The sequence below is a fragment of the Rhodoplanes sp. P11 genome, assembly GCF_964266735.1.
Lineage (GTDB): Bacteria > Pseudomonadota > Alphaproteobacteria > Rhizobiales > Xanthobacteraceae > Rhodoplanes > Rhodoplanes serenus.
This window is the reverse complement of record NZ_CAXWGY010000016.1, coordinates 470867-494420: the sequence shown is the minus strand read 5'-3', so window position 1 is coordinate 494420 and position 23554 is coordinate 470867. Positions and strand designations below refer to the sequence as shown.

The window sequence follows — 23554 nt, the reverse complement described above, 5'->3', positions numbered from 1 at the left end:
GATGGCCGATCCCGCCGAGGAGGACCGGCCGGCCGGCCGCGACGGGTCCGCGACCACATCCGGCCCGACGTCGCTCCGCGGCCCGACGTCGCTGCGCGGCCTGCGGGTGCGGCTCGCCAATCTGGCGCGCCTCACCATCAAGGAGCTGCGCAGCATCCGGGCCGATCCGGTGATGCTGCTGCTCGTCGTCTATGCCTTCACCATCAACATCTACACGGTGGCGACCGGCGCCTCGATCGAGGCCACCAATCTGGCCGTGGCGATCGTCGACGAGGATCGCTCGCCGCTGTCGCGACGCATCGCCGACGGGCTGACGCCGCCGCTGTTCCGGCCGGCCACGGTCATCGGCGCGGCCGAGATCGATCCGGCCATGGATGCCGGGCGCTTCGTCTTCGTCATCGAGATTCCGCCGCGCTTCGAGGCCGACGTGCGGGCCGGCCGGCGCACCGCCGTGCAGATCGATGTCGACGCCACCGCCATCACCCAGGCCGGCAACGGCACCGCCTATATCCGCACCATCGTGGCCGACCAGATCGCCGAGACCAAGGCGGGCCGCGAGGATGGCGCCGCCGCGCCGATCGACGTCGTCGTGCGGGCGCGCTCCAACCCGAACCTCAAGTCGAGCTGGTTCACCTCGGTGATGCAGGTGATCAACAGCATCACCATGCTGACCGTCATCCTCACCGGCGCGGCGCTGATCCGCGAGCGCGAGCAGGGCACCGTCGAGCACCTTCTGGTGATGCCGGTGGTGCCGTCCGAGATCATGCTGTCGAAGATCCTGGCGAACGGCTTCGTCACTTTGGCGGCCGCCGGCCTGTCGCTCGTCGTCGTGGTCGGCTGGTGGCTCGGCGTGCCGCTCGGCGGCTCGCTCGCGCTGTTCCTGGCCGGCGCCGCCGTCTATGTGTTCACCAGCGGGGCGCTCGGCATCCTGCTCGGCACCGTCGCCAACACCATGGGGCAATACGGGCTGCTCGCCATCCCGGTGCTGCTGGTGACGCAGCTTCTGTCGGGCAGCGCGACGCCGCTGGAGAGCATGCCGGCGTGGCTCCGCATCGTGATGATGACGGTGAGCCCGACGCCGCATTTCGTGCTGTTCGCGCAAGGGGTGCTGTATCGCGGCGCCGGCCTCGGCGTGGTGTGGCCGTCGCTCCTCGCCATGGCGGCGATCGGCGCCGTCTATCTCGGTGTCGCGCTGCGCCGCTTCCGCCGCGTCGTGTTCGGCGGCTGAGCCGCGCCGCCGGCGTTGCCGCTCACCACCACAGGGCCGCACCGGCCTCGGCCGGGCGGGCGCCGCCGCGGCCCTCGCGGGCATCGTCGAGAGCGGCGAGCACGCGGCGCTTGGCGGCGTCCCAGGCGGCCGAGTCGCGGTCGCGCGGGCGCGGCAGCTCCACCGCGATCTCGGCGGCGACACGCCCCGGCCGCGGCCGCATCACCACGATGCGGTCGGCCAGCGCGATCGCCTCGTCGACATCGTGGGTGACCACCACGAGGGTCGGCTCGGCATCGTGCCAGAGATCGAGCAGATGGTCCTGGAGGTCGGCGCGGGTGAAGGCGTCGAGGGCCGAGAACGGCTCGTCCAGCAGCAGCACCTCGGGCCGGCCGACGAGCGCGCGGGCGAGCGCTACCCGCTGGGCCTGGCCGCCGGACAATTCGCGCGGCCACACGCCGGCCTTGTCGGCGAGGCCGACGCGGGCGATCTGGGCGGCGACGCGGTCGCGCCGCTCGCCGGAGGGCAGGGCCGCAAGCCCGAAGCCGACATTGTCGGCGACGGTGAGCCACGGCAGCAGCCGCGGCTCCTGGAACACCAGGCCGATCTTCTCGTGCGGCGCCGCGATCGCCTCGCCGTCGAGCCGCACCGTCCCGTCGGTCGGCCGGTCGAGCCCGGAGACCAGTCGCAGCAGGGTCGACTTGCCGCAGCCGGAGCCGCCGACCACCGCGACGATCTCGCCGAGCGGCAGGGCGAGCGACACCGCGTCGAGCGCCCGCACGCCGTTGGCGTAGGTCTTGCCGAGCTGGTCGAGCACCAGCATCACGTCGGCTCCTGCTGCGCCACCACGTCCTGCCAGCGCAGGAACGGCGCCGTCGCGGCGACCAGAAGCCAGTCGGTGGTCTTGCCCAGGATGGCGAACGCCACGATGGCGGCGACGATCTGGGCCGGCTTGCCGAGCTGCTGGCCATCGACCAGCAGATAGCCGAGCCCTTCGCCCGCCCCCATGAACTCCGCCGCCACCACGAACATCCAGCCGAGGCCGAGCCCGGCGCGCAGCGCCACCACATAGGACGGCAGCACCGCGGGGAGCAGGATGCGGCGGACCATCGCGGGGCCGGACAGGCGGAAGATGCGGCCGACCTCGACGATCTTGCGGTCGACCGCGGCGATCGCTCCGAGCACGCCGAGATAGACCGGGAAGAACACCCCGACCGCGATCAGCGCCACCTTGGACGCCTCGAAGATGCCGAGCCACAGGATGAACAGCGGCACCCAGGCGATGGAGGGGATGGCACGCAGCGCCTGGAGGGTGGGGTCGACCAGCGTCCGCGCCAGGGTCGAGTAGCCGGCGAGCGCGCCGAACAGCGTGCCGGCGAGCGCCCCGATCCCGAAGCCGGCGGCGACCCGCAGGCTGGTGGCGGCGGTGTGGCGGGCGAGCTCGCCGGTGGCGGCCAGCTCCGTGAAGGTCTCGGCGATGCGCGAGGGCGGCGGCACCAGGCGGCCGTCCGACAGGCCGGCCACGACCGCCAGCTCCCAGCCGACGGCGGCCGCGACCGGCACCACGAGGCCGAGCGCGGCGGCCCGCCAGCGGCGGCCGGCGCCGCCCGCGCGGGCGCGCGGGCGACCGGACGCGGTGGTCTCGGTGACCGGGATGGCGGCGTTGCTGCCCATGCGGGCGATGGTCGCTGCCGTGAACGGCGGCGTCAATTGCCGGCCGGCGCCAGCCGGTCCTCGATCAGCGCGTCGACGGTGGCCTTGATGTCGACGGTGGTCGGCACGACGCCGGCCTGCTGGAGCGCCAGCCCGGCCGCCAGGATGGAGTCGCGCTGCGGCGCGCCAATGCGGCTGTGGGTCAGCTCGGTGCGCTCGCCCAACTGCTTCTCCACCACCGCGTCGGGCAGCTTGGTGACCGCCGCGAAGGTCCGCTTCAGCGCCGCCGGATCGGCGAGCGCCTGCCGGCGCGCCTCCTCGTAGACGGCGAGCACCCGCCGCACCAGCTCGGGATGATCCTTCAGGAACGCCTCGCGGACATTGAGGATGCCCCAGGTGTTGGCCTCCGGCTTGCGGTAGAACAGCTTGGCGCCGTCCTCCACCTCGGCCTGCGCCATCATCGGATCGAGTCCGGCCCAGGCATCGACGTCGCCGCGGATCAGCGCCGTCTTGCCATCCGGATGCTGGAGCAGCACCGGGCGGATGTCGCGCTCCGAGAGGCCGGCGTCGAGCAGGGCGCGGACCAGGAAGATGTGCGGATCGGTGCCGCGGGTCACCGCGACGCGCTTGCCCTTGAGGTCGGCCACCGTGGCGACCGGGCTGTCCTTGCGGGTGACGAGGGCGGTCCATTCGGGCCGTGAGTAGACGTAGATCGACTTGATCGGGTTGCCGTTGATCCGCGCCACGAGAGCGGCCGAGCCCGCCGTCGAGCCGAAGTCGATCGAGCCGGCATTGAGGAACTCCAGCGCCTTGTTGGAACCGAGCGACTGCACCCAGCGGATCGTGATGCCGTCCTTGGCGAACTCCTTCTCCAGCAGGCCCTGGTCCTTCAGCACCAGCGAGACCGGATTGTAGGTCGCCCAGTCGAGCCGGATCTCCTTGGGCGGCTCGGCCGCCACGGCGACGCCGGGTCCGGCGACGACAGCGCCGGCGGCGAGCAGAAGACCCGCGAGGGCGGCGACCACGGTACGGCGCGACGACAGCATGCGACTCTCCGCTGATCAGGATCGGCCGGCCGGGAAGCCGGGCCGACCAAAGGACGGTGTATCGGTCAGCCGTCCGTCGTCGCCTGCGATGAAAGCAACGGACCCCGCGGGGGCGCCGGGACGGTGGCGCCATGCGGGGCCGCGGGCGCCCCGCAACCGTCGCCCAGACCGAAGCGTCGGTCAATATGACAGGAGTTACTTGTATTTAGGCATCGAGAGCAGGATTTTCTCCGGTCCCGACGGAGCACAGCAGGGCGTTCTTCGATGGCGGCGCCGATCGGCCGCGCCGGCCCGCGTCACGCCGATCGTGACAGGGTCGGCGGCGTCCGCTATCCAACCGGGATGAGCGCTCTCATCGACCGGCCGTCCCGTCCCGCCTCCGAGCTGTTCGACGTCGCCGCGGTGGCGGCCGATCTCGATCGGCTCGCCCACGAGCATACCGGCCACGAGCGCGAGCTGCGTACCGCGGTCGCGCAGCGTCTCAAGCAGGTGGTGACGGAGGGCCGCGCCCGCGCCGAGCAGCTGCTGCTCACCGACCGCCACGGTCGCCGCTGCGCCGAGCGCCTGTGCGACATGCAGGACGCCGTCATCGCGCTGCTCTACGAGTTCGCCGCCACCCATCTCTATCCGACGCGCAATCCGTCGGAAGCGGAGCACATGGCGATCGTCGCCACCGGCGGCTACGGCCGCGGCCTGATGGCGCCGGGCTCCGACATCGATCTCCTGTTCCTGCTGCCCTACAAGCAGACCGCCTGGGGCGAGTCGATCGCCGAGGCGATCCTCTACGGCCTGTGGGACATGGGCCTGAAGGTCGGCCACGCGACGCGCTCCATCGACGAGTGCATCCGCCAGGCCAAGGCCGACATGACGATCCGCACCGCCATCCTGGAGGCGCGCTTCCTGTTCGGCGAGCAGAGCCTGTTCGACGAGATGACAGAGCGGTTCGACCGACAGGTGGTGCAGAACACCGGCCCGGAGTTCGTCGCCGCCAAGCTGGCGGAGCGCGAGGAGCGGCTGAAGCGAGTCGGCCAGTCGCGCTATCTGGTCGAGCCCAACGTCAAGGACGGCAAGGGCGGCCTGCGCGATCTGCACACGCTGTTCTGGATCGCCAAGTATGTCTACCGGGTCCGCCGGCCCGAGGAGCTGCTGGAGCGCGGCGTCTTCGACCGCCAGGAGTACCGCCTGTTCCAGCGCTGCGAGGACTTCCTGTGGTCGGTGCGCTGCCACATGCATTTCGTCACCGGCCGCTCCGAGGAGCGGCTGTCGTTCGACATCCAGCGCGATCTCGCGGTGCGGCTCGGCTACACCGAGCATCCCGGCATGCAGGACGTCGAGCGCTTCATGAAGCACTACTTCCTGATCGCCAAGGATGTCGGTGATCTCACCGCCATCCTGTGCGCGGGGCTGGAGAGCCGGCACCAGAAGGACGTGCCGATGCTCAACCGCTTCGTCGCCCGGCTGCGGCCGCGGCCGCAGCGGACGCTGCGCGAGAGCGACGACTTCATCTCCGACAACAACCGCATCAACATCGCCGATCCCGACGTCTTCCAACGCGATCCGAAGAACCTGATCCGCATCTTCCATCTCGCCCAGAAGCACGGCCTCGCCTTCCATCCCGACGCCATGCGGGCGGTGACGCGCTCGCTGCGGCTGATCGACAAGCACCTGCGCGCCGATCCCGAGGCGAACCGGCTGTTCCTGGAGATCCTGAGCGGGCGCAACGACACCGAGATCGTGCTGCGGCGGATGAACGAAGTCGGCGTGCTCGGCCGCTTCGTGCCGGATTTCGGCCGTGTCGTCTCGATGATGCAGTTCAACATGTACCACCACTTCACGGTGGACGAGCATCTGCTGCGCTGCATCGGCGTCCTCGCCGAGATCGAGTCGGGCCACAACGAAGAATACGGGCTCGCCACCGAGCTGATGCGCACCATCCAGCCGGAGCACCGCGCCGTTCTCTACGTCGCGCTGTTCCTGCACGACATCGCCAAGGGGCGGCCCGAGGACCATTCGCAGGCCGGCGCCAAGATCGCCCGCAATCTCGGACCGCGCTTCGGCCTGTCGGCGGCCGACACCGACACGCTGGCGTGGCTGGTCGAATATCACCTCGTGATGTCGACCATCGCCCAGTCGCGCGATCTCTCGGACCGCCGCACCATCGAGAACTTCGTGCAGATCGTGCAGTCGCTCGAACGCATGAAGCTGCTGACCATCCTGACCACGGCCGACATCAAGGCGGTGGGGCCCGGCGTGTGGAACTCGTGGAAGGCGCAGCTCCTGCGCGCCCTCTACTACGAGGCCGAGCCGGCCCTGACCGGCGGCTTCTCGGAGGTCAACCGGGCCCAGCGGGTCGCCGCCGCGCAGGCGCAGTTCCGCGCCGAGCTGACCGAGTGGTCGGCCGAGGAGGTCGACAAGTATATCGGCCGCCACTATCCGGCCTACTGGCTCAAGGTCGATCTCGCGGCGCAGCTCGGCCACGCCCGTTTCGTCCACGACACCGAGGCGGCCGGCCTGCCGCTCGCCACCCGCTGGGGCTTCGACGAGAGCCGCGGCGTCACCGTGCTGACCGTGCTGGCGCCCGATCATCCGTGGCTCCTGTCGGTGATCGCCGGCGCCTGCGCGGCGGCCGGCGCCAACATCGTCGATGCGCAGATCTACACGACGACCGACGGGCTCGCGCTCGACACCATCTCGATCTCGCGCGAGTTCGAGCGCGACGAGGACGAGACGCGGCGTGCCGCGCGGGTCACCGACACCATCGAGAAGGGCCTGCGCAACGAGCTGAAGCTGCCCGACATGGTGGCCAAGCGCGGTGCCGGCAAGGGCCGCATCCGCGCCTTCCGGATCGAGCCGGAGGTGTCGGTCAACAACCAGTGGTCCCACCGCTACACGGTGGTCGAGGTGTCAGGGCTCGATCGCCCCGGGCTGCTCTACGAGCTGACCACGACACTCTCCAAGCTCAATCTCAACATCACCTCGGCCCACGTCGCCACCTTCGGCGAGCGCGCCGTGGACGTGTTCTACGTCACCGATCTGATGGGTGCGCGCATCACCTCGCCGACCCGCATCGCCGCCATCAAGCGGGCGCTGCTCCAGCCGTTCGCGCCGCGGCCGGAGCGTGCCGCCGAGAGCGGGTCGCGGGACGACGCGACCGGCGACGCCGCCGTGGCCGGATAGCGGTCGCCGCCTCGTTTCCTCCCGGAACCGGCTGCTGCCGAGAGCGTGCCTGCGCACAACGCTCGCGCGTCGTTCACAGGGGCCAGTCGATCGGCGGACGAGACGGCGTCGGCGCTGGGACTGCCGGCCGCAATGGCCTGCTACTTGGCATATAAAATGCGACGTGTCGCGTAGTCCGCAACAACCATGCGGTCCGCGTACGGAACCGTCTGGTGTGCGGCCGCCGCTGTGCTAGGCTCGCGGCTCTCGCCTGTCGTTTCCCCCGATCTCCCGTTCGTTTCGCGTTTCGTTTCCGGTCCCCGGTCGACACGGAGCATGCGACATGAAGGCAGTGCTGGTTCTCGCCGCGGCTGCGGCGGGGCTTCTGGTTCACGGCGACGTCCGTGCCCAACCCTATCCGTCACGACCCGTCATGGTGGTGGTGGCCGCCAGCGCCGGCGGGCCGACCGACACCATCGCCCGCATCGTCAGCGAGCGCATCGGCGCCTCGCTCGGCACCACCATCGTGGTGGAGAATGTCGGCGGCGCCTCCGGCACCATCGGCACCGGGCGGGTCGCCCGCTCGACGCCGGACGGCTACACGCTCGGCATCGGCGGCTGGAACCACTACGTGGTCAATGCTGGCCTGTATCCGACGCTCGGCTACGACCTGTTCGCCGATTTCGAGCCGGTGGCCCAGCTCGCCAGCGGGCCGCAGATCATCCTGTCCAAGAAGGCGGTGCCGGCCACGACCTTGCAGGAGCTGATCAGTTGGCTGAAGGCGCAGCCCAACGTCACCATGGCGACCGGCGGCGTCGGCGCGCCCGGCCATGTCAGCGGCCTGACGTTCCAGGAGCGCATCGGCGTCAAGTTCCAGTTCGTGCCGTATCGCGGCTCGGCCCCGGCGCTCCAGGATGTCGTCGCCGGCCATCTCGACGTGATCTTCGAGCAGACCTCGGCGGCGTTGCCGCAGATCCGCAGCGGCACGGTGCGGCCCTATGCGGTGACGGCGAGTGCGCGGCTCGGCGTGCTGCCCGACGTGCCCACCGTCGACGAGGCCGGCCTGCCCGGCTTCCACGTCTCGGTGTGGCAGGGGATGTGGGCCCCGAAGGGCACGCCGAAGGACATCGTCCAGAAGCTCGCCGCCGCGGTGCGCGAGGCGCTGGCCGACCCCAAGGTCAAGGCGCGCTACGCCGAGATCGCTCAGGAGATCCCGCCCGCCGCCCATCAGACGCCGGACGGCTTCTCGGCGTATCACAAGGCCGAGATGGAGAAGTGGGTGCCGATCATCAAGGCGGCCGGCATCACGCCGAACTGACCGGCCGCGCCGGTCCCGCATCTCCACGTTGCCGGTGGACGACGGCCCAGCGATGGCGGCCGCACGGGACGCGCCCGCACCCATCGGCGCGCGGGCCGCGGTACGGGCCGGTTGGGCCGTTCATGCACGAAGCTGCTCAATCGCGGCAAACGAACCATTTGTGTCATGGCGGCTTCGGCGGCAGCTTTCGGGGTCCGTGCCGGACCCGGTCCGTGCCGCATGCGGTCCGCCCGGAGCCTCGGCTCGCCGCCCGCCGCCGCGACGTGATCGTGGGCGGGGCGGCCGCCGCCTTCGCTGGAGCGGGCCTCCAAGGAGATCGCCATGACGTCCTCCCAGCCGACGAGTTCCTCGACGCCCAGCCTGTCGCGCCGCCTGGCGCTCGCCACGCTGGCCCTGCCGCTCCTGCTCGCGGTGCCGCCGCCGGCGGCTGCTCAGGCGCCGGCTCAGGTCCCGACACAGTCCTGGCCGAGCAAGCCGGTGCGTGTGCTGGTGCCTTATGCGGCCGGCGGTGCCGTCGATGTGCTCGCCCGCACCCTCGGCCAGGCGCTCGCGAAGCCGTGGGGCCAGCAGCTCGTCGTCGACAACCGGCCGGGGGCGGGCGGCATCATCGCGTCGCAGGCGCTGATCCAGTCGGCCCCGGACGGCACGACGCTGCTGCTCGTCGCCAGCGGCCATCCGCTCAACCAGTTCTTCTATCCGAAGCTGCCTTACGACACCTTCGCGGACTTCACGCCGATCACCGAGATCGCCTATTCGCCGCTCACCATCAACGTGGCCGGCAACAGCCCCTACAAGAGCCTGACGGCCTTGCTCGACGAGGCCCGGGCCAAGCCCGGTGCGCTGTCCTATGGCATGTCCGGCATCGGCACCTCGGCGCATCTCGCCGGCGAGCTGCTCAACCACACCGCCAAGGTCAAGATCGTGCCGATCCCCTACAAGGGCGGGGCGCCCGCCCTGATGGCGGTGATCGCCGGCGAGATCCCGCTGAGCGTCAATCCGATGGCCGAGGTGGTGGGGCAGCTCCAGGGCGGCACCGTGCGGGCGCTGGCGGTGACGACCGCGCAGCGTTCGCCGGCGCTCCCCGATGTGCCGACCGTCGCCGAGCAAGGGGTGCCGGGCTTCGACAGCGTCGTGTGGTGGGGCCTGCTCGGCCCGAAGGGGATGGACTCCGCCCTGATCGCCAAGATCCAGGCGGACGTCGCGGCGGCCCTGAAGGACCCCGCCGTCGTCGAGTACCTGAAGAAGACCGGCTCGTTCGCGGTCGGCAGCACGCCGCAGGCGTTCGACGCCTACATGCGGGCCGAGGCCGAGAAATGGGGGCCGGTGGTCAAGGCCGCCAACATCAAGCTCGACTGAGCCGGCGCGGGGCCGCCGTCGCGGAGGATCGGGTCCGGCACGGCCGTGCCGGACCCGCTTCGTGATACTGTTTCCAGGTGATCAGTTCGCCGTCGTTCCGGGGCACGGCACCCGGATCGGCGCTGCGCGCCGTTCGGGCGCCGCGAACCCGGAACCCAGCGAGACACGTCATCCTGCGGCAGACTTTTGACTCTCGGTTGGATCCGGACAACCGCTTCGCGGCTTCCGGAATGACCACCAAATGGATCAGCCGGATCTCGTATCAGTCGTCGTCGAACAGGCCGCGCTCGGCGTCCTCGTGGCACGCCTTGCAGTCGCCCTTGAACTTCGCGCCCTTGCGGGCGAGCGTCGCCGGCGCGACGCGATCCTTGCGCTCGTGCTTACGCTTCCACCATGGCAGGTCGGTGATGCGGGCCGGGGTGACCTCGTCGGGCAGACGCCGCAGCACGCGGCTCGGCCAGCGCCCGGCATCGGCAGCGTTGGCGGTCAGATAGGCCCCGATGCGGGCCGCGGTGGCGTCGTCGAGCGAGGCGTTGTCGCCGAAGTGATCGCTGAGACCGGCCATCATGGCGGTCCAAGAGCGCGCCGGCAGCAGCCCGGCCGGATAGATCAGGTGGCAGGCGCCGCATTCCTTGCGCACCACCGGGTCCTTCACCGGCGCGACCCTCAACCCGTCGGCATAGAGCGGACGGACCAGCACCACGCCGGCCGCGAGGATCGCGGCGGCGGCGACCGCCACACTGGCGATCCGCAGGACCTTCGGTCGTGTCTCGGTCATGGCAGGGCTCTCCGGGCGAGCGGTGTTATTGGCTGATCAGGAAGGCGACGAGATCGGCCTTCTCGGCGGCGGTGCAGTCGCGGCCGAGCACCTCGGCGCAATTGCGCCGGAGCCACTTGGCGACGTCGGCGGCGTCGGTCAGGCGCGCCGGCACCACCGACGGCGCCAGCGGCGCGATCGGCTTGCCGGCGCGGCTGTGACCGCCCTGGCGGGGATCGTCGCCGTGGCACGACGTGCAGGACGGCGAGTCGGGCTTGCCGCCGCCGGGCGAGCCGGTGAACAGCGTACGGCCGCGCTCGGCCGACGGCGTGAAGCCCGGGTCGGCGGCGCGCGCCGCCTCTACTTGAGCGGCCAGCACGGCCCGCTGCGCCGGGCCGGCCGCCGTGACATCGGCGGGCGCCGCCCGCACGGCGGCGACCGGCACCGCCGCGAGCAGAACCAGGGCGGCCGGGATCAGGGCGGCCGGCGCGAGCCGGCGCGCGACGCGCGTCGTCATGGTGATTTCACTCCCTCGCGGGTCTGCTCGCGACCGGCCGGTCGTTCAGCTCTGGCGCGGCTCGCCGAACGGCAGCATGCGGGCGATGGCGCCGTCCTTGAGCACGACGTGATGCACGATGGCGGCCACCGCATGGATGCCGGCGAGCGCCGCCAGGACATAGACGGCGGTCTCGTGCACGTCGCCCAGGAACTCGGCGAGGTCGCGGTCGGGTGCGATCATCGGCGGCACCGAGAACAGGCCGAAGACGCCGACCGTGCGGCCCTTGGCCCACACCATCATCATGGCCAGGAAGGGCACCGCGATCAGCAGGGCGTACAAGGTGCCGTGCATCGCCTTGGCCATGAGCTGAACCATCGGCTCGCCGGGGATCGGATCGGGCTGCGGCGTCACCAGCCGCCAGCCGAGACGCGCCGCGGTCAGCGCCATGATCACCACGCCGAACGAGATGTGCAGCCCGATGAGCTGCGACTTCGCCGGGCCGCGCGCCATCTCCTCCATGATCAGGCCACTGGCGAACAGGCCGACCACGGCGATGAAGGTGAACCAATGAATGGCCTGGGTGAATGTATCGTAGCGAGATCGGGTCATCGTGATGCGTCCTGTGGCAATCGCCGCCGATCCGGCGAACCGGGAGCGGCCTGATCGTCACATTGGCACCGAGGCCCTGACGCGGATCTGATCCGGGTCGTCAGCGAGCCGTCAGCGACGGTCCGGATCGGGTGGACGGAAGGGCCGTCAACGGCCGCGCGGCAGGTGAACCGCAGCCGTCATGGCGCCCGGATCGGTCGGCCCCAGGCGGAGGGCGCCGTCCCAGGCGTCGGCGATGTCGCTGGCGATGGCGAGGCCGAGCCCGGTGCCGGGGGTGGTGTCGATGCGGCCGCCGCGCCGAAGCGCTTGCGCCACCAGTTCCGGCGGGATGCCCGGCCCGTCGTCGATCACCCGCACCACCACCGCGTCGCCCTCCACTGCGGCCCGCACCACCACCCGTTCGCGGGCGTGGCGGGCGGCGTTGTCGAGCAGGTTGCCGAGGATCTCGGCGAGGTCGTCGGGGGCGATGCGGGCCTTGAGTCCCGGATCGACGTCGACCTCCCAGTCGAGGGCGTCGCCGGCCGGTGTGCGGCCCACCACCTTGACGACGCGCCCCGCCACCTCGGCGACGGCGGCCGACGCGGTGCCGGCGGTGGCGGTGCGGCGGGCGCGGGCGAGCTCGCGCTCGACATGGCGCCGCATGCTCTCGCCGACGGCGGCGAGATCGGCCGCGATCGCCGTCTCGCCCTGCCGGGTCAGCCGCTCGATATCGCCGGCCAGCACCTGAAGCGGCGTCTTGAGCCCATGGGCGAGGTCGGCGGCCCGCGCCCGCGCCGTCTCGATCTGGCGGTCGCGGGAGGCGAGCAGCGCGTCAACTTCGGCGGCGAGCGGCTGCACCTCGTCGGGAAACGACGTGCCGAGCCGCTCGGCGCGGCCCGACCGGATGGCGGCGAGGCGATTGCGCACGGCAGCGAGCGGGGCGAGGCCGACGCGCACCTGAACCGCCGAGGCGATGCCGAGCAGCAGCGCCACCAGGCCCATATAGGGGAGCAGCTCGCTGGTGAAGTCGCTGGTCGCCACGCTGAGGTCGGCGAGATCGCGTGCCACCACGAGGCGCACCGGGCCGCCGCCGAGGCGCGCCGGCAGCACCACGCGCCGCTCCACCGCGAGCAGTGTGGTGCCGCCCGGTCCGGCGATGCGGTGCTGGTGCAGCGCGCCTTCCGACAGCTCGTCCTCGGGCAGCGGAAGATCGCTGTCCCACAGCGAGCGCGAGCGATCGATCAGGTCGTGCGGCTCGCGCAGGATCTGCCAGTAGAGCCCCGACAGCGGCCGCTCGAAGCGCGGGTCGTCGGGCGGATCGGCCACCGTCAGCTTGCCGTCGGCGTCGCGCTCGAGCCCCGCCAGCAGGCGATCGAGCACCAGGGTGAGGTCGGCCGCCATGCGCCGCTCGACATGGCGCTCGAACAGGATCGAAAGGCCGAACGCCGCCACCCCGAGAGCGATCAGGATCGACACCGCGCCGGCGACCAGCAGCCGCAGCCGCAGCGAGCCGGCGATCACGGCGCCGGCTCCGCGATCCGGTAGCCGAAGCCGCGGCGGGTCTCGATCACGTCGGCGCCGAGCTTGCGGCGCAGGCGCATCACCAGCGCCTCGAGCGCATTGGCGTCGCGGGCGTCGTCGGTGCCGTAGAGCTGGTCGATCAGCTCGTGGGCCGGCACCACCCGGCCCTTGTGGAGCGCCAGATAGGCGACCAGGCGATACTCGAGCGGCGACAGCGACACCGGCACGCCGCGGAGCGACACCCGCATGTCGCGCGGATCGACGGTCAGCGGCCCGGCCTCGATGACGGCGGTGCCGATACCGGCCGAGCGGCGGATCAGGGCGCGGGCGCGCGCCACCAGCTCCTCCATGCGGAACGGCTTCGGCAGATAGTCGTCGGCGCCGGCGTCGATGCCCTCGACCCGCTCGGCCCAGGTGCCGCGGGCGGTCAGCACCAGCACCGGCATCTGCCGGCCGTTGTGGCGCCACCGCTTGAGCACTGCGAGCCCGTCGAGATGCGGCAGGCCCAGATCGAGCACCACCAGGGCGTAGTCCTCGGTGTCGCCCTTGAACCACGCCTCCTCGCCGTCGCCCACCACCTCGACGACGCAGCCCGCCGCCGAGAGCGCCGCGGCGACGTCGCGGGCGATCCGCGGCTCGTCCTCGACCACCAGCACCCGCATCAGTCGTCGTCCTCGATGCGCTTCCCGGTCATCGCGTCGACGGTCGTCTCGACCAGCCGTCCGTCCGGGCGCAGCACCTTGACTTCATAGACGACACGACCGGCGCAATGCTCCAGCTCGACGTCGATGGCATGGCCGCCCAGCTCCTTCTCGACCGCCGGCAGGATCTCCGTCAACGGCTTGGCGCGGCCTTCGGCGAGCGCCCGCAGGGCGCAGTCGTGATCGTCCCGACGTCGGCGGCGCCGGCCTTCGCCGCGCCCGCCGCCACCTCCGCCGGCCCAGGGCGGCGGTCCTCCGCCTCCCCATGGCCGTCCCTCGCCCCTTTGGGCGAGCGCCGGGCAGGCGCTGGCGATGATGGCCAGGCCCCCGAGGAGGAGAGAGCGGCGGCTAGGGATTCTCATGTGTCGCAGTTTCGTCCCTGCGCCCTGACGATGACCTGACGGGCCGCGTCAGACCCGCATCAGTCCTCCCATGCGACAATTCCAAGCGATCGGGGGCGGTTTCCCCGACGAACCACAGGAGGGCGCGATGATGATATCCGCTCGAACGCTCCTCGTCGCCGGCGCGCTGGTCGTGGCCGGCCTCGCGGTCACCCCGGCGCAGAGCCAGGGCTGGGGCGGGGGTTGGGGCGGCGGACCCGGCTGGGGCGGCTGCGGATGGAGCCAGGGCTGCGGTGGGTGGGGTGGCGGCCCCGGCTATGGTCCCGGCTATGGCCGGGGTCCGGGCTGGCGCGGCCAGGGTGGCGGCCAGATGGGCGGTCCCTGCGTGACCGGCCGCAACGCTCCGTGCTGGCGGGTGCAGAATCCCGAGCGGCATGCGGCCTGCTGGAAGGAGGCCGACGCCAAGGGGCTGCGGGCCGCCGCCCGGCGCAGCTTCATGACCTCGTGCATGACCGGCGCCGCCAAGGCGCCGTGACCCGACCGGCGCCGCCGAGGGTCCTGATCCGGGTGTCCTGATCCGAATGGCGGCGGAGCGTCGCGACCGCGCCGCGGCACTCCGCCCGGCGCGGGACTTGGAGTCCGCCGGCGGCGGGGAGGGCTCGTCAACGCACCCGGAAGGCGGCGTGGCAGCCGCTGCACCGGGCCGTGATCGCGGCCAGCCCCTTCACCAGCGCGGCCCAGCCCGCCGCATCCGGCGGCTCCGTGACGGCCGCCGTGGTGCGGGCGCTGACGGCCGCCAACGGGGAGGAGGGGTGACCCTAACAATTTACCATCAAAACTGTACGCGGGCGTTAGGAGTGATTGATTACATCCCTTTAAGTGAAGCCGGGCTAGATCTCGCCTTGGGCTAGCCCTCGGGGGCGGACCGCCGTCATCCGACGGTGCTGGCCTCGTGAGCCATCGGGTTCCGCCGACGGCCCCTCGTGGGGCCGCCAACTGGAGGTCCGCGCATGCGTGCCGCCATGCTGCCGCCGGACGAGCCGCGACGCCTCGCCGCCCTGCGCGACTGCGGCGTCCTCGACAGCGCCCCGGAGGAGTGCTTCGACCGGGCCACCCGGCTGCTCGCCACCCTGACCGGAATGCCGACCGCGACGATCGGCTTCGTCGATGCGCACCGGGAATGGTTCAAGTCCCGGGTCGGAACCGAGTCGACCGCGATCGCCCGCCGGCTGTCGTTCGGCGCGCACGCCATCCTGGCCGACGCCCCGCTGGTGGTGCACGACACCCGCGCCGACCCGCGCTTTCGCACCAACCCGCTGGTCACCGCGACGCCGGGCGTGCGGTTCTATGCCGGCGCGCCGCTCCGCACGCCCGAGGGCCTGGCGGTCGGTGTCCTCTGCGCGGTGGACCACCGCCCGCGCTCCTTCGACGCCTTCGAGATCGGGGTCCTCGCCGACCTCGCGGCGCTGGTGTCGTCCGAGATCGCGGCCCGCCTCGCGGCGCGTCAGCTCGCCCGCGAATGCGACCGCCGGGCCGACCTGGAGGCCGAGCGGGCGGCGGCCGAGCAGCGGCTCGGCGACATGCTGGAGACCGCGACCGACTGGCTGTGGGAGACCGATTCCGACCACCGCTTCACCTACGTGTCGGGGGCGGCGCCGCCGAGCTTCGCCGACGTGATCTTCCTCGGTCGCCGCCGCGAGGAGTTCGCGGCCACCGCCGACGCGCCCGACTGGGAGGCGCACCATGCGGATCTCGCCGCCCGCCGGCCGTTCCGGGATTTCCGCTATGCGGTGCCGCGGGCCGGCGGCGGCGTGCGCCACATCGAGACCAGCGGCAAGCCGGTGTTCGAGGCCGGCCACTTTCGCGGCTATCGCGGCACAGGGCGCGACGTCACCGCGGCGGTGGAGGCGCAAGCGGCCCTGCGCGAGATGAGCGTCAAGCTGCAAGCGCTCCAGACCTCCGGGGTGATCGGCGTCATCGCCTGCCGCGGCGACCGCATCGTCGATGCCAATGCCGAGTTCCTGCGCCTGGTCGACCGCGACCGCGCCGATCTCGACGCCGGGCGGCTGACCTGGTCGGGGCTGACCACCTCGCCGTCGCGCGAGCCGTATCAGGGTGACGGCGTCGATCCGCCGCTCGACCACCCGAAGCCGTTCCATCGCAACTGCCTGCGCCGCGACGGCACGGTGGCGCCGGTGTCGGTGTCGTCCTTCGTAATCGACCCCGCGACCCGCCACTGGATGGCGCTGGTGCAGGATGTCAGCGAGCAGAAGGCGCGCGAGGCCCAGATCCGCGAGCTCGCCTATCGCGACACGCTGACCGGCCTGTTGAACCGCCGCTCCTTCAACGAGCATCTCGGTCGCAGCCTGCGCAAGACGTCGCGCGGACGCACCGCCCGCGGCGCGCTGCTGCTGCTCGATCTCGACCACTTCAAGGACGTCAACGACGCCATCGGCCACGACGCCGGCGACGCGCTCCTGCGGCAGATCGGCCGCCGGCTGCGCCAGGGCGCCCGCGACGGCGACGTGGTGGCGCGTCTCGGTGGCGACGAGTTCGCCGTCATCCTCAAGGATATCGACGATGCGGCCGGGATCGCGGCGTGCGCCCACCGGCTGCTGGAGACGCTCACCGAGCCGCTCATGCACGAGGGCCAGGTGATCCATCCCGGCGTCAGCATCGGGGTGGCGCTCTTCCCGCGCGACGGCAGCGATCCCGCCCAGCTCATCAAGAACGCCGATCTCGCCCTCTACCGCTCCAAGGAGACGGGGCGCCGGTCGGTCTCCTTCTTCGACGCCGGCATGATGGACGACGCGGCTGGCCGGCTGCGGCTCGTCGCCGAGGTGCGCCTGGCGATGACGGAGCGACAGTTCCGGCTCGCCTTCCAGCCGATCATCGCGCTCGCGGACGGCGCGCTGGTCGGCTTCGAGGCCCTGCTGCGCTGGGCGCATCCGCAGCGCGGCCTGGTGGCGCCCGGCGAGTTCCTCGACGCCATCGAGGCCGCCGGGCTCAAGGGCTGGCTCGCCCGCTTCACCCTCGACACCGCGGCCCGCCAAATTCGCGCCTGGCTCGACCAGGGGCTCGAGCCCGGGATTCTCGGCGTCAACATGACGGCCGCCCAGATCAAGGCCGAGCGCTTCGCCGACGAGGTGGCCGCGGCGCTGGCTGCCACCGGGGTGGCGCCCGCACGGCTGCTCGTGGAGGTGACCGAGCGGGTGGTGATCGCCGACGATCCCGGTATCGCGGCCGCCCTCGACCGCCTGCACGCGGCCGGCACCCGCATCGCCCTCGACGACTTCGGGACCGGCTATTCGTCGCTCGTTCACCTCAAGCGGTTCCCGGTCGACATCCTCAAGATCGACCGCTCCTTCGTCAGCGACCTGGAGGGCGAGTCCGAGAACACCACCATCGCCCGCGCCATCGTCAATCTCGCCCATAGCCTGGGGATGCGGGTGGTGGCCGAAGGAATCGAGAGCGAGGCGCAGTTCGCCCGCTTGCAGGCGCTGGGCTGCGACTTCGGCCAGGGTTACCTGATCGGCGCCCCGGTCTCGGCCGATGCGGCGACGCGCTGGCTGGCCGGTGGCGCCTCGCGCACCGGGCTGGCCGCGGGCGACGCCGCACCGGGCGGCTAGAGCGGAATCCGATCCAACTGGATCGGCCCCGCTCTGGAAGTCCTTACTTGATCGCATTTTCGACGGCGAACCGGGTCCCACTTCGCCGGACAATGCTCTAGACGCCCGGCCGAAACGATGTGGCGGTATCGGGGAACGGGCCTCGCCGCCGTGCGTTGTCTCGCAGCCGACCAGGAGAACCGCCATGCAGGCCATGCCCGAGACCGTCCCCTCCACGCTGCCGCCGACCTTGCAGTTTCTCGCCCGCCGCTGGTGGCTGGTGCTGCTGCGCGGCGTCGTCGCCATCCTGTTCGGATTCCTGGCCGCGCTGTGGCCCGGCCTGACCATCCTGACGCTGGTGGTGCTCTACGGCGCCTTCGCGTTCACCGACGGTATCCTCGCCCTCGCGGCGGCGATCGCCGGACGGGGGCCGTCCTCGGCGCGCTGGTGGCTGGTGCTGTCCGGCCTGCTGGGGATCGCGGTCGGCGTCGTCGCGGTGATCTCGCCGGGGGCGGTCGCCTTCGCGCTGCTGATCCTGATCGCCGCCACCGCCATCGCGCTCGGCGCCATGCAGATCGTCGCGGCGATCCAGATGCGCAAGGAGATCGCCCACGAGTGGCTGCTGATCGTCGCCGGCGTGGTGTCGATCCTGTTCGGCATCGTGCTCCTGGCCCAGCCGGGGGCCGGCGCCATCGCCATCGCCTGGATGGTCGCCGCCTATGCGGTCGCCTCCGGCGTCGTCTACATCGCGTGGTCGCTCCGCCTGCGGAAATGGCACAACACCACGACGGGCGCTCCGGCGCCCTGAGCGGCGCTCACGGCGAGCCGGCGGCCCGCACCATCAGGAGCTGCGCCGCCACCGAGGCGGCGATCACGGCCGGCGCCTTGCCGGCGATCCCGGGTAGGCCGATCGGGCAGACCAGGCGGTCGATCGCCGGCTGGTCGAGCCCGAGCGTGCGGGCGTGACTCGCGAAGCGCGCTCGCTTGGTGGCCGAGCCGATCATCCCGACATAGGCGAAATCGCCGCGGCCGAGCGCCCGCGCCGCGATGGCATAGTCGAGGGCGTGCAGATGGGTCGTCACCACGGCCAGGGCACCATCCGGGGCGGTGTCGATCTCGCTCTCCGGCGCGGTGCTGAGCACCGGGATGGCGTTCGCAGGCAGGTGGCTCGGGAACTGGTCGGCGCGGCTGTCGACCCAGCGCACCGCGAAGGGCAGCGGCGCCAGCGCCAGCACCAGGGCGCGGCCGACATGGCCGGCCCCGAACAGCAGCACCGGCACGCGGTCGTCGCCGAACTTCTCGATGAACGGCGCGTCCGGCTGCACCCGCCCGGATGGTGCCTGCGCGGATGGTGTCCCCGCCACCGCCGCGTCCGGGTCGGCGGCGACCTCGCGGCGGACGCGGCCGTCCTCGCCGAGCCGCGACAGGGTGGCGAACGGGCCGGACCGCTCCGCCGCCGCCAGGGCGGCCACCGCGTCGGCGTCGCTCGCGTCGAACACCTCGGTCAGCGTGGTGACGACACCGCCGCAGCACTGGGCGAGATCCGGCCCGAGCGTCCAGGTGCGCAGCAGCGCCTGCCGCTCGCCGCGGGCGAGCGCCGCACCGGCCGCCGCCAGCACCTCGTATTCGAGCCGACCGCCTCCGATGGTGCCGAAGAAGCCGCCATCCGGCCGCGCCACGAGCCGCGCCCCGCTCTCGCGCGGCGCCGAGCCGGCGACCCGCACCACGCTCACCAGGGCGGCCCGGTCGTGCTGCGCGATGATCTCGCCGATGCGCGCCCAGACTGCCATGGCTCGTCGCCTCGCTTGCGTCCCGCGGCCGCGGCGCCCGGCGCGGCGATCAGGCCGGGCGCGGCAGCGCCGCCGGGAGCGCCGCCGCCAGCGCCGCCACCGGATCGAACGGCCCGACCGCCCGCACGATCGCCTCCGGGGTCGCCGGCGCATCGAGCCGCAGGCCGCCGCCCGGGCTCGCCGCCTCGACCGCGTCGGCGATGGCGCAGAACACCGAGATGGCCAGCATGAACGGCGGCTCGCCCACCGCCTTGGAGCGGTAGATGGTCTCCTCGCGGTTCTCGCCGTCGAACAGCGCGACGCGGAAGTCGGCCGGCACGTCGCCGGCGACCGGGATCTTGTAGGTGGACGGCGCGTGGGTGAGCAGCCGCCCCTCGGCGTCGAACACCAGCTCCTCGGTGGTGAGCCAGCCCATGCCCTGGACGAAGCCGCCCTCGATCTGGCCGATGTCGATCGCCGGATTGAGCGAGCGGCCGACGTCGTGGAGGATGTCGACGCGCAGCACCTTGGTCTCGCCGGTGGTGACGTCGACCACCACCTCACTGACCGCGGCGCCCCAGGCGTAGTAGAAGAACGGCCGCCCGGTGGCCTTGGCGCGGTCCCAGTGCAGCGTCGGCGTCTTGTAGAAGCCGGTCGACGACAGCGACACCCGCGCCGCATGGGCGAGCCGGGCCAGCTCGCCGAACGGGACGCGCTGGTTGCCGATCAGCACATGGTCGTCCTGGAACATCACCTGGTCGGCCGGCACCGACCAGGTCTCGGCCGCGAACGCCGCCATCCGCCCCTTGATGACGCGGGCCGCCGCCTGCACCGCCATGCCGTTGAGATCGGTGCCCGAGGAGGCCGCGGTCGGGGAGGTGTTGGGCACCTTGTCGGTCGTGGTCGGCGTGATGCGGACGCGATCGAGGCCGATGCCGAACTCCTCGGCGGCGATCTGCGCCACCTTCTGGAACAGGCCCTGCCCCATCTCGGTGCCGCCGTGATTCAGATGCACCGAGCCGTCCTGATAGACATGCACCAGCGCCCCCGCCTGGTTGAGCGAGGTGAGCGTGAACGAGATGCCGAACTTCAGCGGTGTCAGCGCCAGGCCGCGCTTGAGGATCGGCGAGGCGGCGTTGAAGGCGGCGATGGCGGCGCGCCGCGCCCGATAGTCCGACGTTCGCTCCAGCTCCTCGACCAGCGCGAGGCCGATGTCGGCATCCGTGACGGTCTGGCCGTAGGGCGTGCGGTCGCGTCCGGTGGCGTAGAAGTTCGCCTTGCGCACGTCGAGCGGATCGCGGCCGAGCGACCAGGCGACCGCGTCGATCACCCGCTCGGCCGCCAGCATGCCCTGCGGGCCGCCGAAGCCGCGGAAGGCGGTGTTGGACACCGTGTTGGTCTTCACCCGGCGGCTGTCGATGCGAAAGGCCGGCAGGAAATAGGTGTTGTCGGCGTGGAACATCGAGCGATCGACGACGCCCTGGCTGCAATCCGCCGAGATGCCGCAGCGCGCCGCCAGCAGCATGTCGAGGCCGGCGATGCGGCCGTCTGCATCGAAGCCGACCGACCAGTCGACGCGGAAGTCGTGGCGCTTGCCGGTCATCGCCATGTCGGCATCGCGGTCGAGCCGCAGCTTGCACGGCCGGCCGGTGACGCGCGCCGCCACCGCCGCGATGGCGGCCCACGGATTGGCCTGGGTCTCCTTGCCGCCGAAGCCGCCGCCCATGCGGCGCACCTCGCAGGTGACGAACGCATCGGGCACGCCGAGCGCGCGCGCCACGATGTGCTGCACCTCGCTCGGATGCTGGGTCGACGAGTGCACCAGCATGGCGCCGTCCTCGCCCGGCACCGCCAGCGCGATCTGGCCTTCGAGATAGAAGTGCTCCTGGCCGCCGATGCGCAGGGTGCCGGACGTCTGCCGCGGCGCCGCCGCGATCACCGCGGCGACGTCGCCGCCCACGAACGCATAGTCGGGCAGCACCCGCTCGCCGGTCGCGAGGCCGTCGTCGACCGTGACGGCGGGCGGCTCGGCGGCGATCTCGATGCGGGCGAGCAGCACGGCGCGGCGCGCCGCGTCGCGGGTCGTCGCCGCCACCGCGAACAGCGGCTGGCCGTGGAACGCCACCGTGCCATCGGCGAGGATCGGCTCGTCGTCCATGTGGGCGGCGACGCCGTTGCGGCCCGGGATGTCGGCCGCGGTGATCACCGCGACGACGCCGGGGGCGGCGCGCACGCGATCGAGATCGAGCCGGGTGACGGTGCCGCGCGCCTTGGGGGCGCCGCCGACCGCGAGATGCAGCGTGCCCTGCGGCTCCGGCAGGTCGTCGATATAGGGTGCCGCGCCCTGCACCTGCTTGACCGCGCTGTCGTGCGGCAGCGGCTTGCGGACGTGGCGCAGCAGAACCTCGGGCGTCTCACGAAGCGACACGGGCACGCTCCTCCCTCGGCCGCACGCGGGTGACGTCGGCCGGCACGCCGGCGATCTCGGCCAGGATCTTGACCACCAGATTGGTGGCGACCTGCGATCGGTAGGCGGCACTGCCGCGCTGATCGGTGAGCGGCGTGAAGTCGTCGGCGATCAGGGCGGCGGCCGTGCGCCACACGGCGGGATCGGCGAGCCGGGCGCCGACGAGCGCCGCCTCGACCGCGGCGGCGCGCTTCGGCACGCCGGCCATGCCGCCGAAGGCGATGCGCGCCTCCGCGATGCGGGCCTCCGCGGCATGGTCGCCGTCGAGCGTCAGCGCGACCGCGCCCATCACGGCCGAGATGTCCTCGTCCATGCGCTTGCTGATCTTGACGACGCGCAGCCTCGTGGCGGGCTTCGGCTTCGGCACGATCAGGCGGCGGACGAACTCGTCGGGGGCGCGATCCTGCTTGCCATAGGCGATGAAGAAATCCTCGACCGGCAGCGTGCGGACGGTGTCGCCGCGGCGCAGCTCCACGGTGGCGCCGAGGGCGATCATGACCGGCGCGAGATCGCCGATCGGCGAGCCGTTGGCGATGTTGCCGCCGACCGTGCCGGAGGTGCGCACCTGCTCCGAGCCGAACCGCCGCATCAGCTCGCCGATGTCGGGATCGAGGCGGGCGAGCAGGGGCGCCGCGCGGGCGAGCGGCAGCGCGGCGCCGAGCACCAGGGCGTCGGCGCGGTCCTCGACGGCATCGAGCCCGGCGACGCGGCCGACATGGACGATCTTCGCCAGCGGCGCGAGCTTCTTGGTGATCCACAATCCGACGTCGGTCGCTCCCGCCACGATGGTGGCGTCGGGATGCGCGGCGAGCAGCGCGGCCAACGCGGCTTCGCTCGCCGGCGCCGCGAAGAAGGAGGCGTCGTCGCCCACCCTCACGTCGGCGCCGTCGTCGAGCTCGGCGAGGGCGGCGAGCCGCCGCGGCGCGTCCTGCGCGAAGCGGTCGGCGGCGGCGCCGGCACAGCTTTCGAGGGCGGCGTCGATGATCGGGCGGTAGCCGGTGCAGCGGCACAGGTTGCCGGCGAGCACATCGGCGACGGTGGCCCGATCGCCAGTGCGATCCGGTCGATGATAATGGGCGAACAGGCTCATCACGATGCCGGGCGTGCAGAAGCCGCACTGCGAGCCGTGCCGTTCGGCGAGCGCCTGCTGCACCGGGTGCAGCGGCCCGCCGTCGGCCAGGTCCTCGATCGTGATCAGCTCGGCCCCGTCGATCTGGCCGACCAACGCGATGCAGGCATTGACGGGTTCGTATACCAGGCGGCCGTCGCGCCGGCGCGCCAGCACCACCGTGCAGGCGCCGCAATCGCCCTCCGCGCACGCCTCCTTGGTGCCGGTCGAGCGCTCCTCCAGGCGCAGCCAGTCGAGCAACGTGCCGCGCGGCTGAAACGCGCGCAAGCGGACGACCCGCCCGCCGCGGATGAACTGCACCCAGTCTCTCGCCATGGCACCTCCGGAGGGATAACGAAATCATACGCAATCAGGATTGGCCCGGGTAGGGACAAAGTCGCGCGGGTCGCCAATATCGTTGCTGCGGAGCGATCGCCGAGACGAGCGCCCCGACCGGCG

General features: G+C 72.0%; 19 protein-coding genes. 7 read left to right on the top strand and 12 right to left on the bottom strand.

Annotated elements, in window-relative coordinates:
* The first annotated feature begins 1 nt into the window (after nucleotide 1).
* Nucleotides 2–1228 (top strand): ABC transporter permease, encoded by a 1227-nt coding sequence (locus tag ACFQUV_RS14005; RefSeq protein ID WP_129611166.1) that lies wholly within the window; start codon nucleotides 2–4, stop codon nucleotides 1226–1228.
* Nucleotides 1229–1250: 22 nt separating this feature from the next.
* Here the strand turns inward: ACFQUV_RS14005 and ACFQUV_RS14000 are convergent, their stop codons facing one another.
* Genes ACFQUV_RS14000 through ACFQUV_RS13990 form a run of 3 tightly spaced genes read right to left on the bottom strand, consistent with a single transcriptional unit; the run spans nucleotide 1251 to nucleotide 3906 of the window.
* A complete protein-coding gene (locus ACFQUV_RS14000) occupies nucleotides 1251–2030 on the bottom strand; it encodes an ABC transporter ATP-binding protein (protein WP_129611167.1) in 780 nt (259 codons plus the stop codon).
* A complete protein-coding gene (locus ACFQUV_RS13995) occupies nucleotides 2030–2881 on the bottom strand; it encodes an ABC transporter permease (RefSeq protein WP_129611176.1) in 852 nt (283 codons plus the stop codon). The genes ACFQUV_RS14000 and ACFQUV_RS13995 overlap by 1 nt, the downstream gene beginning before the upstream one ends.
* A 32-nt stretch (nucleotides 2882–2913) precedes the next feature.
* A complete protein-coding gene (locus ACFQUV_RS13990) occupies nucleotides 2914–3906 on the bottom strand; it encodes an aliphatic sulfonate ABC transporter substrate-binding protein (RefSeq protein WP_129611168.1) in 993 nt (330 codons plus the stop codon).
* A gap of 342 nt (nucleotides 3907–4248) precedes the next feature.
* Between ACFQUV_RS13990 and ACFQUV_RS13985 the strand changes: the two genes are divergently transcribed.
* The 3 genes from ACFQUV_RS13985 to ACFQUV_RS13975 all read left to right on the top strand — a co-directional run bounded on the left by ACFQUV_RS13985 (nucleotide 4249) and on the right by ACFQUV_RS13975 (nucleotide 9736).
* On the top strand, nucleotides 4249–7083 hold the full coding sequence (locus ACFQUV_RS13985; RefSeq protein ID WP_129611177.1) for a [protein-PII] uridylyltransferase: 2835 nt from the start codon (nucleotides 4249–4251) through the stop codon (nucleotides 7081–7083).
* A gap of 322 nt (nucleotides 7084–7405) precedes the next feature.
* Nucleotides 7406–8380: a tripartite tricarboxylate transporter substrate binding protein gene (locus ACFQUV_RS13980; protein ID WP_129611169.1), complete on the top strand. Its 975-nt coding sequence runs from the start codon at nucleotides 7406–7408 to the stop codon at nucleotides 8378–8380.
* Nucleotides 8381–8701: 321 nt separating this feature from the next.
* Complete coding sequence (locus tag ACFQUV_RS13975) at nucleotides 8702–9736, top strand: tripartite tricarboxylate transporter substrate binding protein (RefSeq protein ID WP_129611170.1); 1035 nt, start codon at nucleotides 8702–8704, stop codon at nucleotides 9734–9736.
* 262 nt (nucleotides 9737–9998) lie between these two features.
* On the opposite strand, the gene ACFQUV_RS13970 is transcribed toward ACFQUV_RS13975, so the two are convergent.
* The 6 genes from ACFQUV_RS13970 to ACFQUV_RS13945 form a co-directional block, all read right to left on the bottom strand.
* Nucleotides 9999–10514, bottom strand: a complete 516-nt coding sequence (locus ACFQUV_RS13970) for a diheme cytochrome c (protein ID WP_129611171.1) — start codon at nucleotides 10512–10514, stop codon at nucleotides 9999–10001.
* 25 nt (nucleotides 10515–10539) lie between these two features.
* Nucleotides 10540–11010 (bottom strand): DUF1924 domain-containing protein, encoded by a 471-nt coding sequence (locus tag ACFQUV_RS13965; protein ID WP_378395066.1) that lies wholly within the window; start codon nucleotides 11008–11010, stop codon nucleotides 10540–10542.
* A 45-nt stretch (nucleotides 11011–11055) separates the two neighbouring features.
* Nucleotides 11056–11601: a cytochrome b gene (locus tag ACFQUV_RS13960; RefSeq protein WP_129611173.1), complete on the bottom strand. Its 546-nt coding sequence runs from the start codon at nucleotides 11599–11601 to the stop codon at nucleotides 11056–11058.
* A 147-nt stretch (nucleotides 11602–11748) separates the two neighbouring features.
* Entirely contained in the window at nucleotides 11749–13101 is a 1353-nt protein-coding gene (locus ACFQUV_RS13955; RefSeq protein WP_129611174.1) for a HAMP domain-containing sensor histidine kinase, read from the bottom strand.
* Nucleotides 13098–13763: a response regulator transcription factor gene (locus ACFQUV_RS13950; RefSeq protein WP_111387075.1), complete on the bottom strand. Its 666-nt coding sequence runs from the start codon at nucleotides 13761–13763 to the stop codon at nucleotides 13098–13100. The genes ACFQUV_RS13955 and ACFQUV_RS13950 overlap by 4 nt, the downstream gene beginning before the upstream one ends.
* A complete protein-coding gene (locus ACFQUV_RS13945; protein WP_129611175.1) occupies nucleotides 13763–14164 on the bottom strand; it encodes a PepSY domain-containing protein in 402 nt (133 codons plus the stop codon). The genes ACFQUV_RS13950 and ACFQUV_RS13945 overlap by 1 nt, the downstream gene beginning before the upstream one ends.
* Before the next feature lie 127 nt (nucleotides 14165–14291).
* On the opposite strand from ACFQUV_RS13945, the gene ACFQUV_RS13940 reads away from it, so the two are divergent.
* From ACFQUV_RS13940 to ACFQUV_RS13930, 3 genes are all read left to right on the top strand, one after another.
* Nucleotides 14292–14678 (top strand): PsiF family protein, encoded by a 387-nt coding sequence (locus ACFQUV_RS13940; protein ID WP_111387079.1) that lies wholly within the window; start codon nucleotides 14292–14294, stop codon nucleotides 14676–14678.
* Between the two features lie 475 nt (nucleotides 14679–15153).
* A complete protein-coding gene (locus ACFQUV_RS13935) occupies nucleotides 15154–17772 on the top strand; it encodes an EAL domain-containing protein (protein WP_129610688.1) in 2619 nt (872 codons plus the stop codon).
* 184 nt (nucleotides 17773–17956) lie between these two features.
* Nucleotides 17957–18559 (top strand): HdeD family acid-resistance protein, encoded by a 603-nt coding sequence (locus ACFQUV_RS13930; RefSeq protein ID WP_129610689.1) that lies wholly within the window; start codon nucleotides 17957–17959, stop codon nucleotides 18557–18559.
* Nucleotides 18560–18566: 7 nt separating this feature from the next.
* Here the strand turns inward: ACFQUV_RS13930 and xdhC are convergent, their stop codons facing one another.
* From xdhC to xdhA, 3 genes are read right to left on the bottom strand one after another with little or no spacing between them, the layout of a single operon-like run.
* Nucleotides 18567–19541 (bottom strand): xanthine dehydrogenase accessory protein XdhC, encoded by a 975-nt coding sequence (gene xdhC, locus ACFQUV_RS13925; protein ID WP_129610690.1) that lies wholly within the window; start codon nucleotides 19539–19541, stop codon nucleotides 18567–18569.
* A 49-nt stretch (nucleotides 19542–19590) separates the two neighbouring features.
* Nucleotides 19591–21948 carry a xanthine dehydrogenase molybdopterin binding subunit gene (gene xdhB, locus ACFQUV_RS13920; protein WP_244601687.1) on the bottom strand — a complete coding sequence of 786 codons (2358 nt, stop codon included), beginning with the start codon at nucleotides 21946–21948 and terminating at the stop codon, nucleotides 19591–19593.
* Nucleotides 21935–23431: a xanthine dehydrogenase small subunit gene (gene xdhA / locus ACFQUV_RS13915; RefSeq protein ID WP_129610692.1), complete on the bottom strand. Its 1497-nt coding sequence runs from the start codon at nucleotides 23429–23431 to the stop codon at nucleotides 21935–21937. Before xdhA ends, xdhB begins: the two co-directional genes overlap by 14 nt.
* Nucleotides 23432–23554: the final 123 nt, after the last annotated feature.

What these genes read in the sequence shown, in the direction of transcription:
- ACFQUV_RS13950 (WP_111387075.1), bottom strand. Translation starts at nt 13,763, where the DNA reads ATGCGGGTGCTGGTGGTCGAGGACGAGCCGCGGATCGCCCGCGACGTC.
- ACFQUV_RS14000 (WP_129611167.1), bottom strand. Translation starts at nt 2,030, where the DNA reads ATGCTGGTGCTCGACCAGCTCGGCAAGACCTACGCCAACGGCGTGCGG.
- ACFQUV_RS13990 (WP_129611168.1), bottom strand. Translation starts at nt 3,906, where the DNA reads ATGCTGTCGTCGCGCCGTACCGTGGTCGCCGCCCTCGCGGGTCTTCTG.
- ACFQUV_RS13965 (WP_378395066.1), bottom strand. Translation starts at nt 11,010, where the DNA reads ATGACGACGCGCGTCGCGCGCCGGCTCGCGCCGGCCGCCCTGATCCCG.
- ACFQUV_RS13970 (WP_129611171.1), bottom strand. Translation starts at nt 10,514, where the DNA reads ATGACCGAGACACGACCGAAGGTCCTGCGGATCGCCAGTGTGGCGGTC.
- ACFQUV_RS13985 (WP_129611177.1), top strand. Translation starts at nt 4,249, where the DNA reads ATGAGCGCTCTCATCGACCGGCCGTCCCGTCCCGCCTCCGAGCTGTTC.
- ACFQUV_RS13975 (WP_129611170.1), top strand. Translation starts at nt 8,702, where the DNA reads ATGACGTCCTCCCAGCCGACGAGTTCCTCGACGCCCAGCCTGTCGCGC.
- ACFQUV_RS13980 (WP_129611169.1), top strand. Translation starts at nt 7,406, where the DNA reads ATGAAGGCAGTGCTGGTTCTCGCCGCGGCTGCGGCGGGGCTTCTGGTT.
- ACFQUV_RS13930 (WP_129610689.1), top strand. Translation starts at nt 17,957, where the DNA reads ATGCAGGCCATGCCCGAGACCGTCCCCTCCACGCTGCCGCCGACCTTG.
- ACFQUV_RS13945 (WP_129611175.1), bottom strand. Translation starts at nt 14,164, where the DNA reads ATGAGAATCCCTAGCCGCCGCTCTCTCCTCCTCGGGGGCCTGGCCATC.
- ACFQUV_RS14005 (WP_129611166.1), top strand. Translation starts at nt 2, where the DNA reads ATGGCCGATCCCGCCGAGGAGGACCGGCCGGCCGGCCGCGACGGGTCC.
- xdhA (WP_129610692.1), bottom strand. Translation starts at nt 23,431, where the DNA reads ATGGCGAGAGACTGGGTGCAGTTCATCCGCGGCGGGCGGGTCGTCCGC.
- ACFQUV_RS13940 (WP_111387079.1), top strand. Translation starts at nt 14,292, where the DNA reads ATGATGATATCCGCTCGAACGCTCCTCGTCGCCGGCGCGCTGGTCGTG.
- ACFQUV_RS13995 (WP_129611176.1), bottom strand. Translation starts at nt 2,881, where the DNA reads ATGGGCAGCAACGCCGCCATCCCGGTCACCGAGACCACCGCGTCCGGT.
- ACFQUV_RS13935 (WP_129610688.1), top strand. Translation starts at nt 15,154, where the DNA reads ATGCGTGCCGCCATGCTGCCGCCGGACGAGCCGCGACGCCTCGCCGCC.
- ACFQUV_RS13960 (WP_129611173.1), bottom strand. Translation starts at nt 11,601, where the DNA reads ATGACCCGATCTCGCTACGATACATTCACCCAGGCCATTCATTGGTTC.
- xdhC (WP_129610690.1), bottom strand. Translation starts at nt 19,541, where the DNA reads ATGGCAGTCTGGGCGCGCATCGGCGAGATCATCGCGCAGCACGACCGG.